The 15065-nt window shown below is 71.6% G+C and carries 12 protein-coding genes; 4 read left to right on the top strand and 8 right to left on the bottom strand.

The annotated features are described in order from the left end of the window. The first annotated feature begins 211 nt into the window (after positions 1-211). Positions 212-1141, top strand: coding sequence for a GNAT family N-acetyltransferase (locus tag FHS42_RS16120; RefSeq protein ID WP_184572898.1), 930 nt, complete (start codon positions 212-214; stop codon positions 1139-1141). A gap of 94 nt (positions 1142-1235) precedes the next feature. Here FHS42_RS16120 and FHS42_RS16115 read toward each other — a convergent pair whose 3' ends face one another. Then, positions 1236-1829 (bottom strand): helix-turn-helix domain-containing protein, encoded by a 594-nt coding sequence (locus FHS42_RS16115; protein ID WP_184572897.1) that lies wholly within the window; start codon positions 1827-1829, stop codon positions 1236-1238. Between the two features lie 309 nt (positions 1830-2138). On the opposite strand from FHS42_RS16115, the gene FHS42_RS16110 reads away from it, so the two are divergent. Both FHS42_RS16110 and FHS42_RS16105 read left to right on the top strand, forming a co-directional pair. Then, the gene (locus tag FHS42_RS16110; protein WP_184572896.1) at positions 2139-2777 is read left to right on the top strand and encodes a class I SAM-dependent methyltransferase; all 639 of its coding nucleotides are present in this window, start codon (positions 2139-2141) and stop codon (positions 2775-2777) included. A 157-nt stretch (positions 2778-2934) separates the two neighbouring features. Then, positions 2935-3822, top strand: coding sequence for an EamA family transporter (locus FHS42_RS16105; RefSeq protein ID WP_184572895.1), 888 nt, complete (start codon positions 2935-2937; stop codon positions 3820-3822). Here FHS42_RS16105 and FHS42_RS16100 read toward each other — a convergent pair. After that, complete coding sequence (locus FHS42_RS16100) at positions 3819-4568, bottom strand: nitroreductase (protein WP_312866897.1); 750 nt, start codon at positions 4566-4568, stop codon at positions 3819-3821. The genes FHS42_RS16105 and FHS42_RS16100 overlap by 4 nt on opposite strands. Before the next feature lie 269 nt (positions 4569-4837). Further along, entirely contained in the window at positions 4838-5422 is a 585-nt protein-coding gene (locus FHS42_RS16095) for a TetR/AcrR family transcriptional regulator (RefSeq protein WP_184572894.1), read from the bottom strand. 797 nt (positions 5423-6219) lie between these two features. Here FHS42_RS16095 and FHS42_RS16090 point away from each other — a divergent pair. Beyond that, entirely contained in the window at positions 6220-6894 is a 675-nt protein-coding gene (locus tag FHS42_RS16090) for a response regulator (RefSeq protein ID WP_184572893.1), read from the top strand. A 339-nt stretch (positions 6895-7233) separates the two neighbouring features. Here the strand turns inward: FHS42_RS16090 and FHS42_RS16085 are convergent, their stop codons facing one another. The 5 genes from FHS42_RS16085 to FHS42_RS16060 all read right to left on the bottom strand — a co-directional run bounded on the left by FHS42_RS16085 (position 7234) and on the right by FHS42_RS16060 (position 14591). Further along, entirely contained in the window at positions 7234-7728 is a 495-nt protein-coding gene (locus tag FHS42_RS16085) for a ribonuclease FAU-1 family protein (protein ID WP_184572892.1), read from the bottom strand. Positions 7729-7960: 232 nt separating this feature from the next. Beyond that, positions 7961-9454 carry a type III PLP-dependent enzyme domain-containing protein gene (locus tag FHS42_RS16080; protein ID WP_184572891.1) on the bottom strand — a complete coding sequence of 498 codons (1494 nt, stop codon included), beginning with the start codon at positions 9452-9454 and terminating at the stop codon, positions 7961-7963. Then, a complete protein-coding gene (locus FHS42_RS16075) occupies positions 9451-11451 on the bottom strand; it encodes an IucA/IucC family protein (protein WP_246494852.1) in 2001 nt (666 codons plus the stop codon). The genes FHS42_RS16080 and FHS42_RS16075 overlap by 4 nt, the downstream gene beginning before the upstream one ends. Further along, a complete protein-coding gene (locus FHS42_RS16065) occupies positions 11452-13356 on the bottom strand; it encodes an IucA/IucC family protein (protein ID WP_184572890.1) in 1905 nt (634 codons plus the stop codon). Beyond that, positions 13353-14591: an ATP-grasp domain-containing protein gene (locus FHS42_RS16060; RefSeq protein ID WP_184572889.1), complete on the bottom strand. Its 1239-nt coding sequence runs from the start codon at positions 14589-14591 to the stop codon at positions 13353-13355. Before FHS42_RS16060 ends, FHS42_RS16065 begins: the two co-directional genes overlap by 4 nt. Between the last annotated feature and the right edge of the window lie 474 nt (positions 14592-15065).

Here is a 15065-nt window from a genome sequence, read left to right as displayed (position 1 = left end):
TACGGGGTGTAACGGCGCGAAAACCAGCCATGCCCGTGATCCGCCCGGCCGCTACCCACCCTCCGCCACCCTGTGCCGGGCAGCGCCCCCCAGTAGCCGACTGGGCCCGGCCACCGGGCGATCAGCACCGGACGGCCGCACGATAGCGGGGGCTTGACCAGGCAAAAAATGCAGAGGCGGATGGCGTGATCGGCACGTACCGTGCAGCCCCATGACTGTGATCGTTCGTGATTTTCGACCCGAAGACGCCGAGGCGGTGGCGGCCGTGCGCCGCGCCGCGGTTCCCTTTATCGTGGCCACCCCTGAGTCGGTCATCTGGCAAGCGGCCAACGCCCCCGCCGCGCAGCGCTATCGGCTACTCATCGGCGAGTTGGACGGGCACATCGTCGCCACCGCGCACACCGGCCTGGCCTTTGACAGTCCCGAGCCTGGCAAGTGCTTTTGCAATCCGTCGGTGCACCCCGACGCGATCGGCCGCGGCGTGGGGTCGGCGATGCTGGCCGAGGGCGAACGGTACCTGGCCGCCGAGGGCGCGCAGACGATCTACGTATGGGCGCTGGACAATTCCGCCTGCCTCGGCTTCGCCGAGCGCCGCGGCTACCAGACCAGCCGCGGCTCCGTCTTCCAGCGCCTGGACCTCGCCAACGTCACGCTGCCACCGCTGCCCGACCCCGCCGACCTGCCGGCAGGAGTGGAACTGCGAACGGCCGCTGACTTCGCGGACCGACTACCGGAGTTCCACGAGGCGGACACGGAGACCAGCAACGACGAGCCGAGCGACGTCGGCGGGGACACCATGGGCTTCGCCGAATGGCGCGCCATGAACTGGGAGCATCCACTCCTGGACCGCGAACTATCCATCGTGGTCACGGTGGACGGCGCCATCGCAGCCTTCACCATCGTCCACACCGACCGCCGCGACCGCTACCAGTCCGGCATGACCGGCACCCGCCGCGCCTACCGAGGCCGCGGCCTGGCGACGCTGGCCAAAACCGTCTCGCTGCACCGGGCGCAGGCAACCGGCTTCCGCGAAGCATTCACCACCAACGACACCGACAACCAGCCGATGCTGGCCATCAACCGGCGGTACGGCTACGAGCCGACCCAGGGGGAACGGCGGGTCTTCAAGACCCTGGGATGACGATCCGATCTGACGCCCAGGGCGTTGGCTGGAGTGCTGCTCACAGTGCTCCCAGGAGTGCTGCCTGGAGTGCACCCCTGGGAGCGTGCGGAGCTCAGGGCCCTGTGGGGCGGGCGCGTACGTGCATCCGTTCGCCCTGCGCTCCGTAGAGCGCGAGCCATTCGACAGGGTGGTCACCTGCGTTGGCGACGCCGTGCGGGGTACGGGTGTCGAACTCGGCGGCCTCTCCGGCGGTCAGGACCAAGTCATGGTCACCCAGCGCGAGCAGCAGCCGACCGGAGAGTACATAGAGCCACTCATATCCTTCATGGCTGCCCTGCTCGGGTCGTCCCTGCTGGTCGGGCGGGCGTACGGGGAGGAGCTGCTTGTAGGCGTGCAGGCCGCCCAGAAACCGGGTGAGCGGAATCCAGGTCTGCCCATAACGGGTGAAGGGCCGCGGATGAATGCGGGGGTCGCCGGTGGCGGGCGCCCCGACCAGTTCGTCCAGGGGCACGCCGTGCGCCTTGGCCAGTGGCAGCAGGAGCTTGAGGGTTGCCTCGCGCTGCCCCGACTCCAGGCGCGAAAGCGTGCTCAGCGAGATCCCCGTCTTCTCCCCGAGCTGAGCCAACGTCAGGCCGCGCGCGATACGTAGCGCTCGCAGCCGCGGCCCCACGGCGGTCAGTACCTGCGCAAGGTCCTCATCTCCCATGGGCCCCATTTGCTAATACAGCAAAGGATTTTGTCAAGCGGGCGCGACGGCGCACAAAGTGGCAGCAGAACGGAAGCCGCGAACACGGCGTTCGCAACGGCGGACGGCACACACAACGGCGGCGGTGCACGACAGCCGGATCGTCGGCGAAGGCCGGGCTTTGGCACCCCGCAACGCCCGCGGCTCCCGTTCCGCGCCGCATGGCGCGTCAGGCAGTGCTGTGGGGCACCGCGACCGCAGGAGCGGCCTGCCGTCTGATCCCGTGACCCACTTCCGCGACCCACTTCCGCGAGGAAAGGCGGCACACCCGTGACCGACACGCACACACCAACGGCCGAAGAGTTCTGGGACGCCCGCTATCAGGCCAGCGACCGCGTGTTCAGCGGCAACCCCAACACCGCCCTGCTCCGTGAGACGGCCGAACTGATCCCGGGCCGGGCCCTGGACCTGGGGTGCGGAGAGGGCGGTGACGCCATCTGGCTAGCCGAACAAGGCTGGCACGTCACCGCAACCGACATCTCCCCCACCGCCTTGCGCCGGGGCGCCGACCACGCCGCCACGGCCGGTGTCGGCGATCGCATCGACTGGCAACAGCACGACCTGGCCAACTCCTTCCCCGCTGGCGCCTTCGACCTGGTCTCGGCCCACTTCCTGCACTCCCCGGTGGAGCTGCCTCGGGGCGAGGTGCTGCGCACGGCGGCCGGGGCCGTGGCACCTGGCGGAACCCTGTTGATCGTCGGGCATGCCGGTTTCCCGCCCTGGGAGGCCGAACCCGATCCGGAGGTGCACTTCCCCACGCCCGATGAGGTCCTCGCCGACCTCGCGCTCCCCATGGACCGCTGGGACGTGCTGACCGCCGATACCTACCAACGCCCCCTCATCGGGCCCGACCAGCGCCCCACCACTCGCCCCGACAACACCCTGCGGCTCCGGCGCCACCCCGCCTGACAGCACCGTCGAGTCGGCGCTGATACCTCGCAGAGCCGCCCATGTGCCAGTGCGGCGCTGGTGGCCCACGGCATCGTAGGGATGCCGTGGGCCGGTCCCGGAAGCCGGCCGCGATCATCGGAGCAGTGATTCGGTAAAGACGGGGGACTCACAGCGGATGGGTGTTTTCCTCGCGTTGTCTTCCGCGGCCTGCTACGGAGTCGTTGACTTCGCAGGCGGACTGCTCTCCCGCCGCGCGCACTTCGCCATCGTGACGTTCGTGGGGCAGGTGGGCGGCCTCGCTTTGGCGGTCGTCCTGGCGGTCAGCGTGCCCGCCGAACACGTCGGTTCCGCGGACATGTTGTGGGGCGCGCTGTCGGGCCTCGGCAGCGGTCTGGCCATGCACTTCCTCAATCGAGGGCTGAGTCGTGGGGCGATGAGCATCGTCATCCCGATCAGCGCTGTCACGGGGGTGGCGCTATCGGTGCTGTGCGGGGTGTGCCTGCTCGGCGATCGCCCCACTGCCCTGGCCTGGTTGGGCATGTGCGTGACGGTGCCAGCCCTGTGGTTGGTCTCCCGTGGCGACCGTGGCGACCGTGGCGGCAAGCCTGATGGGGGGAACGGGCCCGGACCACTTCCTGACGCAGGCGTGGAGGTTGGGCCCGCGGTGTCGGACGGCTTGGTCGCCAGCGCCGGGGTCGCCGTGCAGTACATCGGGCTGGCCCAGGCCGCGCCCGCCGCCGGTTTGTGGCCGGTGCCCTGTGGTCGGGTCGCCGCCGTCGCGGTCCTCCTGCCCGCCGCCTACCGGCACCGCGAGCACTTCCGGCAACCTGTGGGACTCCTCGCGGCTGCGGCCGTGACAGGCGCGGGCGCGGCCGGTGGCCTCGCTCTATATCTGCTTGCCGCACAGCAGCAGATGCTGGCCCTGGCCGTCGTGCTCGCCTCGCTCTACCCGGCCATCCCCACCCTCCTTGGGCTGTCCGTGCTCCACGAGCGGGCCACCCGGGCCCAAGCCATCGGCCTGTTGTCCGCCGCGGCGGCGACCGTACTGCTGACGCTTGGCTAGGGTCCGCGGCGCCCGCACGCGCGACGGCCCTGAATGGTTATGGATGATCTAAAAGGCAAAGCCCTGGGCGCTAGTGGTGGAAGCGGGTGGTCTCGTCCAACTCCGCGCGCGGCACAGCGATCCTGCTCCACGGGGATGAGGTGTCGGCGTAGCCGAAGGAGATGCCGAACATCATTGCCCTCCTCGATGCCGAGGGACGCGCGGATGGTGTCGGCGTAGAAGCCGAGCAGGCCTTGCGGGCAACTGGCGACGCCGTACGCGGTCATCGCCAACAGCAGGGTCTGGGCGTACATGCCGGTGTCGTTGGCCATGCGTTCCTCGGCGTTGGGCGGCATGAAGAGCAGGGCGACGTGCGGGGCGCCGTAGAAGCGCAGGCTCTCCCGGTTCACCGCGTCGCGCCCCGCCTGATCGTCGCGCGCGATGCCCATGGCTCCGTACATCACCGCGCCCGCGGCACTGCGCCGCCTGCGGTGCACGCCGGTGTACATGTCGTGGTGATAGTCGAAGTCCATCGATAGCCGCTGCTCGTCGGCGGCGGCCAGCAGGTCACGGCTCAGGGCGTCCCGCGCAGCGCCGCTGACCACCTCGACCTGCCAGGGCTGGGTGTTGGAACTGGAGGGTGCCGCTCCGGCGAGGGCGAAGATCGCGCGCAGCGTCGGTTCCGGAACCGGGTCCGGGCGGTAGGCCCGCACGGCGCGCCGGCCGCGTATGAGCTTTTCTGCGTACGCGGGCATCGGGTCGGTCATGGTCATCTGGATACTCCGGAGCAGTGAGAAACACGGAAAATGCGGACAAAATAAAGCGATCGGGGCGCACGGCAGTGGGCCGCGACGGCGAGCGCTGAGGCATGGCCGCGGCGACACAGAAGAACGGAGACGGGGCGGGTGAGGGGGCGGCGAGCCACCCGGGGCGGCACCGCGGGAGCCGCGGGCAGCGGGCAGCGGGCAGCGGGGCGTAACGGGGCTCACCGCATGACGGCCAGGATCAGCCCGGCGGTGGCACCGCCGGGTGGCGGCTACTGGCGCAGGTAGGAGGCGATGATGCGGTCCGCCGCCTCGACCAGGGTGGCACGTGACCGCTCGACCGAGTAGAACTGCGCGGCGGCGCCGGCCCCTTCCATCAGGATTTGGAGGGTGTACGCCAGCGCCTCGGGATCGCGTACCGGCAGCCGCGCGACCAGCGTCGTCAGCCGGCGTAGGTACTCGGCCTTCAGCTCATCGACCGCCTGCCGTACCGGATGCTCCCGATCGGAGAACTCGATCGCCGTGTTCGCGATGACGCACCCGCGATAGCCGGGCGTCCCCATCTCGCCAGCGACCCGGGCGATGACATGCCGCAGTTGAGCCAGCTCGTCGCCGGGACACGCCTGGCGCGCCACCTCGAACGACTCAAGCCCGGCCACCGCCTGAGCCTTCACATAGGCGACGGCGAGTTCGTCCTTGGAGCCGAAGTTCCGGTACAGGCTCGGCTTCCCCACTCCCGAGGTCGCCGCGATCTCCGCCACTCCGACCGAGCGGATGCCGTCCCGGGAGAACAACTCGCACGCGGCCTGCCAGACCCGTTCACCGGCCGGTGAACGCCCGGTGCTGTCGTCGGCCATACGACTCGCCCTTCTCTCCTCAGTGGATCGCTACCCGCCACGGCGAAGCCGGCGGCACCGCGCCGCTTGCGCGCGCAGCCCGTCCGGCCCGCACGTAAGACAGGCGTACCGATCGGTACGCAAGCGACAGTACCGATCGGTACGCGGACGGTCAACTAGGAGCCGAGGCACCTCGCCACCGCGGCCAGGGGTCGGGTGTCGGGTGCCAGGCGCCGGGCCCCGCGGCTCGCTCCACACCGACGTCAGCGCCACTACCGGCGCCAGGAGACGTGCAGTTGGTACGGCTCCGTTAAGGCGATCCGATGGGGCGGCGGCTCGTCACGGTGCGGCCGTGCCGGGTGCGAAGATTCGCCGGGCCGGACTAACGCGGTGCGCGGGCCGACGAACCGGCCGAGCGCGCGGCAAGCGGCGAGCGTCATACGAAAAAGTCCGCCCTGGCGCGTAGAGGGAAGGCAAAGAACGCGCCAGGGCGGAGTGCCGTGGCCCCCGCGAGGGGGGGTACGGGGGCCCGGCTGTGGGGGTGGTGCGGGGAGGAATCGTGGGGGATGGTGCTGGCGCGTAGAAGGTACAAAGAGGAGACGAGAAGGAAACGAGGCGGCCGACGCCGGGGGGAGTCGCCGACCGCCTCGCACGGACGGGGAGGCCGTGACGTGGCCCACATGCTGCCCGCGGGTTACCCCGTTGTCTCGCTTCCGGTATTAAAAGACGTTGTGGTCGTTGAGTTCACGCCTGCCGCTCGGTGGGCCGCACGGATAAGGCCCGCAGGCGAGCGGGCCGTTGAGGCAAGGGGGGCATCGATGACCAGAGTCCTGGTCGTGGATGACGACTTCATGGTCGCCAGGCTGCACAGCCGCTGCGTCGCCGCTACGGAAGGCTTCTCCGTGGCGGGGGTCGCGCACAGCGGAGCCGAGGCGCTGCGCGCGGCGGAGCGGCTGCGGCCGGACCTCGTACTGCTCGATGTCTACCTACCGGATCTGGACGGGCTGAGCGTGCTGCGCGAGCTGCGAGCGCGTGACCCGCGGCACCATGTGGACGCCCTGTTCATCACGGCGGCGCGGGACGCGCACACCATTCGCACCGCGCTGCGCTCCGGGGCGCTGTACTACCTGATCAAGCCGTTCAACCAAAGCGCGCTGCAAGAGCAGTTGCGGCATATCGGTGCGCTACGCCACCGGCTGGCCGACCTGGGCGAAGCGAGCCAGGAGGACGTGGACCAGATCTTTGGCACCCGGCCACCCGGATCGAGAGAGCTGCCCAAGGGGCTGGCGCAGCATACGGCCGAGTTGATGGAGCGGGTGATGCGGGAGCACCCGGAGGGACTCTCCGCCTCCGAGTGCGCGGCGGCCGGAGCCCTGTCTCGGGTCAGCGCGCGCCGCTACCTGGAGTATTTCGCCGAGACCGGACGCGTGGACATCACCCTGCGGTACGGCGGAACGGGCCGGCCCGAGCGGCGCTATCGGTGGGTCGCCTGACGCTGCGCCGCCCAGAAGACGGACGGGGCTCCCCCCGGGGGGCGGACACGGGGCCCGAGGCGGGCACGGGAGGCTCGTAGGACGGCCCGGCAGCTGGCGCGGGTCCGCCCCCGCCCCTCGGCCGGAGCAGGCACCCAGGCGGGGATCTTGGGCACAACACAGCCCGCCCCCGAGCGCCGGGCGCGGGCGCCGCTGGCGCGTTCCTGCTCATGCGTCGATGCGCGGGGGCGCGAGCGGCGGGCGCGGGGCGCGGGCCGGGTGCGCTGCCCGGGCTCAGGGCCGTATGCGCCGCCCGGGCGCAGAGCCGTATGCGCCGCCCGGGCGCGAGCCGCAGGGCCGTTACGCGGCCAGCAGTTCGTGGAATCCAGCGCCGCGGGCCAGGGTCTCCAACTCGTCGAGGGCCGCCTGCGCTCGCGCCGCCGCCTGCGGGTCGCGCTCGGCCAGGCCGCTCTCGGCGAACTCGTCCTCGTCCAGGCGCAGCACCGTGTTGCCGTCCGCGGACAGCCATAGGTCGAGTTCGAGGTCCACCACCACGAGCGTGCCGTCCTCGACGCGAGCCGGCCGTGTCACATCGCAGTACCAGCCCTTGAGCAGCCCCTGCGCATCACGTACTTCCTTGATGGCGAACCAACGATCGCGCCAGTAGTGCTCCGTAAACACATCGCCCCGCTCGAAACGGACGAACCCGAAGTCGCGCACCTCGGCCCCGGCCCACGGGGCGCGGACGACCACATGGGTGCCATCGTCGCTGGTCACCTCCGCCGGGTAACGGACGTCCGGGCGCGGGTCCTTGATCACCGTCGCTGCGCCACCGGGAGCCAAGGTCTGTGCCATGTGCAGCCTCTCTCATCCTTCGCCATGCGGGCGCCGCGCCGTAACACCGCGACGAGCACGTTCGTACGTCCCGCCGTACGCCCGTACCCGCGCACCCGCCCGCCCGTGTGGCGTGTGGCGTGGCATTGATTCGGTGCTCGACACTGCCGTACCACCCGCCGCACTGACCACTCGTTTTTCTCGCACAGCCCGCCCAGCCCACAGCCCACCCAGCCCGCGCGCCGTCGCGTGGTCAGTACGGGGCGCTGCCCAGAAAGTGGAAGGCCGGGCGGGGGTGCATCAAGAATTCGTGGTGCGAAATGTTCCAGGCGTACGCGCCGGCCAGCGCGAACATGACCCGGTCGGCGGCCCGTAGGCACGCTGTGGGGACTCGCGCGGCCAGCACATCCTTGGGCGTGCACAACTGACCGGTGAGGGTGACCGGCTCCCCGACTACGCCAGGGCGTGCCCAGGCCCTTGGCCACCGCTCCACCGGGAGCACCGCAAACGGCTGATCATGCCCCTTGGTGACCGGCGTGCGTAGGTGATGCGTGCCGCCGCGGAGCACGGCGAATGCCTCTCCCTGGCTGTGCTTGACGTCGAGTACCTCGGTGACGTACCAGCCGCAGTACGCGGTCAGCGCCCGCCCTGGTTCGATGCGGAGTGTGAACTCCGGGTAGCGGGCGGCGAGTGTGTCCAGGCCCGCACCGTACGCCGCCCAGTCGAAACGGTCGTGTGGGCGTCCGTAATCGACGGCCATGCCGCCACCGACGTTGACCTCGGTGAGTTGCGCGGCGAGCCAGGGCCCGCCCTCGGTGGCCAGGGCCCGCACCCAGCGCACGATTCGCTCGGCCGTGGCGAGCTGTGCCCGCGCATCGAGGCCACTGGCGAGGTGGGCGTGGATGCCGCGCAGCCGCAATCCGGCCCGGGCCGCGGCGCCCTCATCGGCGAACAGCGGCACGAGGCGTTTGAGCTGCTCCGGGTCGAGCCCGAAGGGGCTGGGGAGGCCGCCCATGGTGAGGGCCGCCCGGAGGGGGTGGCCGACGACCGCGCCCGCCTTCGGGGCTAGCCGCTGCGCAGGGACCAGCTCCCCGTCTCCGCCCGGCCGGAGCCCCGGCTCCCCCACCGGCCCCAACCGTCCCACTGGCTCCGGCTTTCCACCGGGCTCGGGCCTTCCACCGGGCTCCGCTGGCAGGTTGACACGCAGCAGCACCCCGACCGGGCGGGCGTCCGCGTGATGCCGGGCCGCGACCAACTCGGTCAGCAGCCGCAGTTCGTGCTCGCTTTCCACATGGAAGCGCTCCACTCCTCGGTCAAGGGCGCGGCGCAGCTCGGCCTCGGTCTTGCCGGGGCCGCCGAAGGCCAGCGGCGCGCCGGGCACCGCGGACCCGACATGGGTCAGCTCCCCGCCGGAGGCCACCTCATAACCGGTGACATGCGTGGACAAGGCACGCAAAATCTCGGCGGCGGGATTGGCCTTCGCCGCGTAGTACAGCTCCACGGTGCGCGGCAGCGCGCTCCGTACGGCCGCGGCGTGCGCATCGAGCGCGTCGAGGTCGTAGACGTACGCCGGCAGATCCTCCGGGGACAGGCCCTGGGCGTGGGCCAGGGCGCGCGGGCTGACCAGCCCATGGCCGGCCGTGGTGCTAGGCGCTGGCGCATGAGCCGCCGATGCGCTCGTCGGGGCGGGAGGCGACGGGGGGTGCCCTGCGGAGCAGTGGCGTGCCGGCTGGTGTGCGGAGGTCATGGGGAGCTCCAGGGGGCGGTGGTGGCGGCCTCGCGAGCGGCCTCGGACAGCAGCGCGGAGCCAAGCGGCGAACCGATACGGACATACCCGGCGTCGCGGTCCGCCTTACGCCCCCACCGCGTCAACAGGTTGGCCTTGGCGGGCAACGGGGCTCCGGTGGCCAGGGCGCGCAGTGGCGGCGGCTCGCCGTGCGCGGCGGACCGTTCGTGCAGCACGCGGCGGACCGCCGACCACAGGGCGGGCTCAAGCTCCGGATAGAGATCGGCCAGCGCCGCGAGCAACTCCGCGACGTGGTTGACGAGCAGGCAGTAGACCACTCGGTCCCAGCCGCGCCGAGAGTCGTAGGTCATCGGACCGGCCACATCGGCCGGCAAGGCGGCAAGGCTGCTTCGATGCCGTCCGGCCAGCAGCTTGGTGCCCTCCAGATCGCGAAAGAGCACCTGGCGCGGCCAGTTGTCACCGTCCACCCCGACCACGACGTTTTGCAGATGGGGTTCGAGTACGACGCCGTGGTCGAAGTAGGCCGCGAGCACGGGCGGGACGAGCAGCCGCAGATAGGCATCCCACCAGGCCAGCGCCGTATCGGGGCCGGCACCCGCGGGGTGCGCGGCGAGCAGTCTGCCGATCTGTGCGCCACCGGTGGGATACTCGTCGGCGACCGCGGCGGCGAGCAGCCCGGTCACACCAGGCGCCAGCCGGGCCGCAAGCCCCTCGCGGACGATGACGCCGAACCCCTCGGCCAACTCGCGATCGGCACTCGCGTCGCCGGTGCGCAGCGCGAGCGTGCGGTAGGCGGGCTCGCGCAACACCTCGCAGCCGGGAAAGCGGGTGCTCAGGTCACGGACCACCGGTTCCAGCAACTGGGTGAGCGCGACCGCGCCCGCTAGCTCGTACTCGGCGTTCTTGCGCAGGCAGTTGGTGATCCGCACATTGAGGCTGAACTTCAAGAAGACCCGCCCGTCGTACAACGTACGCACCGACGCGGTCGGCGTGAACCACCGGCCGCCCGGACCCAGGTCACACACATCACCCCGGGCGATGGCGGCCCGCAGTGCCGGGTGCTCGCGCAGCATGGCGTACTGCCAGGGGTGCGCGGGCAGCGCCAGGTAGCCATCGGGCACCGGCCGCTGCCGGTCGAGGGCGGCCAGGGCCGTCGCGGACACCGACTCCTGCCGTATCCGGTCCGCGCGCACGGCGAGTTGGTGCAGCGGGAAGCGGGCGCCGGCCTCGGGCGCGTACCGCCGCCAGCCGTCAGCGCTTCCCGAACGCGCCTTGGGCGTGGGATGGAAGCGGTGCCCGAAGATCAAGGACTGCTCCGATGCGAGATACGGGTCGCTGCCCGGGGCCGGGCCGGCGGCCGGGTCATGCGGGTCGCTGGCCGATGCCGGGCCCGGGGGCTGGTCCGCGCTCGGCCCGGGCTCCGGGGCACCGGTGGCGCCGCGCGCCGGGCACGTCGCCGGTGGGGCTGCTGCTGGTCCGGGGAGCGACGGGGCTAGCGGCCCGGGGGTCGGTGAGCCTGCCGCTGCCGCTGCGGGGCGCTGCGGGCCCGCTGCCGGCCCGGAGCCAGGCGAGATGCCCGGTTCGGCGGGCCGCCCGCCCGGGTACGCGGTCGAGTACCGCAGCGCGGCGGTGACGCCCGCGTGGCTCAGTTTGATCTGCTCGATGAACTCGTCGTTGGCCACCCCGGTACGCAACCGCAACTCCCGGTCCACCCGGGCGGCGAGGCCGCGCCAGGACAACTCCGCCCAGGTCGAGCGGCGCCGCTCGGCGACGGACCCGGCGAACCGGTGGGCGCCGATCAGCGACGTACGGCGCAACCGAACCCGAAGCAGCACACCGCTGCGCGGCATGCGCAGATGCAAGTGCCCCTCGCTCACCGCGGTATGGCGCTCCGGGCCCGACATCTCGCGGAGCAGGCAGTTGAGCAGGGTGTGGGCCACCACCTCGTCGGCGGTCGCGATGGCCGGTGCGGCGAGACGGGGCAGCGTGGATGACATTCAACGGCTCCAGCGTGAGGTACGCAGCAGGTAGTTGGGTCCGCTGACGTAGTGCTTGTTGATGTCGGCGGCCCCCGAACGCTCCTTGGCGAGCAGCGTGCCCGCGGTCACCATCGCCTTGACGGGCAACCGGTCCGCATCCAGCACCCGTTCGCGCAGGACGGCACCGGGCGCGGGCAGGGCACGTATGACGGACCCAGCGGACCCAGCGAAACGGGCGGACGGCACAAGGGGCGCGGACGCCCCGATGACCGCGGGGGCGAGGGCATCAGCGGGGGCGGGGGTGGCGTCCAGTTGGTCGATCGCCTCCGTGAGCCGGTCCCTGAGCAGATCCATCAGGGTGCCGAGCCGGGCGCGCCCGATGCGGCCCAGTTCAAAGACGAGCGCTCCGGCGCACAGGTGCACCGCGATGGTGGTGAAGACGTCAGCGACGGGGCCGTCGTCGCCGACCAGAATGCGGGAATCGTCGAAGCCCAGTGCGGGCGAGTCGAGGCGGCCGGATGCGAGCCGCACCGCCAACCGGCGCGTATGAACCCGCGGGCCGTCGTGGTCCTTGATGAGCAATCGCAGTCGGGGGCGCCCCGCCGCCTCGTCCAATACGAGTGAGGTGTTCTGCTGGTGTGCTTCGAGCCCCACTCCGTAGCCGAACAGCGTGGTGTGCCAGTCAAAGAGCAACGTCAGATAAGCGTCGAGAAAGGCCAGCAGGTCACCACCGTAAAAGCGGGCCGCAAGCGCGTCGGCGACCAGCGAGCCGTCCGGGCAGCTGGCCAACAGGGCTGCCACCGGCACCACTTGGGCCGCGTCGAGGCCGGGCGGGTAGCGGCGCACGAGGGTGGCGAGGAGCTCATGGCCGGCGTGCAGATGGGTGTGCTCATCGGCGAGCAGGATGCTGTGCGCGAACCGGGGCTCGCGGGCGATCACCAGCGCGGTGAGCCGCTGCCCGGCCGCCCCGTCGATCAGCGTGCCCGGCTTGATGGTGCGCCGGTTGCGCCGCCCCAACGTCGCGGTGCCCAGCGGCAGTTTGAGGTGGATGGCGGGGTCGTCCGTGACGGCGACGGTACGCGCGGACAGGGTTGGCCGCACGCGCAGCCACGGCCGGGGGGCGAGCGTCGCCCGGCCTGCGAGCCCGGCAGCGCGCAGCGCGGCGGTGAGCGGCGGGCCCACGGTCAGCGGATGGACGGGCAGGACGAGTTGCGGCTCGTCGGCGTCGGGCAGACCGAGCGTGCTGGGCGTCGGCCACCAGGTGGGCAACGGCCCGTCACCGTGGCACACCGCCGCCCGGGGCACGGCGATCCAGCGCAGCGCGAACTCGGGGTGGAACTCCGGCGCGTGGGCGCTGAGCCCCGCGGCGCTAAGGCCGGGCCTGGTGCGCGCGGTCGGATACACCGGGTGGTCACGGTGGGCGGCGAGTGTGTCGTACGCGAGCGAGCCGGCAAGGCCCCGCCACTGCTGCGCGGGACGCGGGCCGTACCGCGCAGCCAGCTCCGCCACGACTCCTGGCCTGGCCGCGGCGTGCAGCCGCAGCGTGGCCAGTTCCTGTTCGCACTCGGCGACGAAGGCGTCGAACCCGGCCCGGTCCGCGGCCCCGGCGGCGGACCGCAGCCGGCCGAGAACGGCCCGCATTCCGGCCAGCGTGCCGTCCTCGGTCTCCCCCACGGGCCGGCTGGCGCGGACCTCACACTGGAACCCGTCCGCCTCGATGGGCAGCAGCAGCGCGCCAGCGGGCAGCGCCAGGCGCAGCAGGTCGCCATCGGCCCGACGCACGGTGCGCGCCCCGGAGCGCAGCCCGTAGGCGTCCTCGCGCAGGAGGGCGTTGAGCACCCTCAGCAGCAGGTCACCCTCGATGGCGTCGTACGGGGCGCGGGACCGGCCGGCATCCCGGTTTCCCCGGTGGGCGGTGCTCATGGCCGGATCTCCCAGGTGTGAGCGGCCAGGAAGCGCGCCACTGCCGCTGCGACGGCGCGCTCGTCGCCGCCGGTCGCGCGCAGCACGCCGAGGAAGTCACGGTTCGTGTGGTGCAGCGGCCGGTGGGTGCCGATTTCCCGCAGGGGCCGATAGACCAGGCGTACGCCGGCGTGGACCTCATCGCTCGCCCGGGGGGCGGCGATCAGGGTTCCCGCGCGGTCGGCGGTCACGTACTCCATGCGCGCCCGGCCGCCGAGCCTGGCGCCGAGCGAGGCGGGCAGCGGCTGGCCGAGATGGGTACGCAGGATGTGCTCGAAGAGCGGAATGCCGAGCACGTCGGCGAGGGCGAGGTCGCATTGGTCGCCGATCGCCCGGTAGTTGACCTCGATGATCCGGGCCCGCTCACCCTGCACGACATACTCGGTGTGGCAGGCCCCGAACCCCACGCCCAGGGCTTCGAGTTGGGCCAGCACCTGATCCGCGTACGGGGGCGGGCCCGTGAGCAGCCGCAGCCGCTGCTCGATGAAGTACGGGGGCGGGGACAACTCGGTATGGAAGGCCGCGACGGTGTGCAGCGTACGGCCGTCCCCCAGGGTCTCCAACGTGTGCAGCGGCCCGGCCAAGAACTCCTCCGCCACCAAAGCGACGCCGGGCCGACGAGCCCGTATCTCGGCGCAGCGGGCCACGAGTTCGGCCTCATTCGCCACGAGCGCCACGTCCTCGCTGGCGACGCCCTCACGCGGCTTGACCACACAGGGATACGGCGGGTTCGCCTGCCGCACCGCTTCCGCCACGTCCGCCGGGTCCTCCCCGTTCCGTCCCGGCCCGATCTCGGCTGACCGGACGGCGTCCAGCCCAGCGTCGGCGAGCGCGCGCCGTAGTTCGGCCTTGTTCTTCGTACGGAGCGCTGCCCGCCAGTCCTTGCCCGGCAGCCCGAAGAAGTCGGCGGCCAGAGCGGTCTGCGCCTGGAGGTGGTCGCTGTTGCTGAAAAGGGCAGTGGGCCTGCCGCCCGCCGCGATGGTGGCGATGACCTCGCGGAAGTCCCCCACGTCAGCGGCGAGGTAGTCCAACGCGGGCAGCCTTCCCCCCGCTGCGGCGTACTGGGCGTAGGCACGCTCGTGCGCGGCGGGCTGGTCGGTGACCACGGTGACGGCAAGTCCGAGTCGGGCGGCGGCGGGGAGGAAACCCTCCGTCACGGAGTCGGTGGGGTTGACCGCAAGGAGGTGAAGCCGCACGGGAAGTCGGGGCCTTTCAGGGCGGGAGAGAGTCCTCGGGACGGGATAGCGACGAGATCATTTTCGCTCGGACAGACAGTAGGTTAGGTTTACCTAAGTCTGTCAATTCGGCACGGCCATCCGTCAGGGGGCCTTCTCCGGCTCCTCCAGTGACGACAACCTCCCCTCGACGAAGCACCTTTGCGCCGCGCACCCCCGCACCCCCGCACCCCACCTCGGCATCCTCCCTCGACAGGCTCCGCGTGGGGCGTACCTCGGCTCGCCTCGCCATCGCCGCACGGGGCACCCGCATCCGGGCGGAACACCCTCCCGATGGGTCAACACCCTGACGGTAGCCGCGTCCACCGAGCGTCACAGCCGCCCGAGGGAGCTTCCCCCCTGACGGGTGGGTCACGCACAGCGGCAGCGACCCACGAAGCGGGTGACGGGGGCACCGGCCCGGCCGCGCGGACGGTGCGGCGGGGGTAGGCGCGC

Origin of the sequence: Streptomyces zagrosensis (assembly GCF_014203645.1) — a bacterium.
Taxonomy (GTDB): Bacteria; Actinomycetota; Actinomycetes; order Streptomycetales; family Streptomycetaceae; genus Streptomyces; species Streptomyces zagrosensis.
This window is presented reverse-complemented; position numbering and strand designations above follow the sequence as displayed.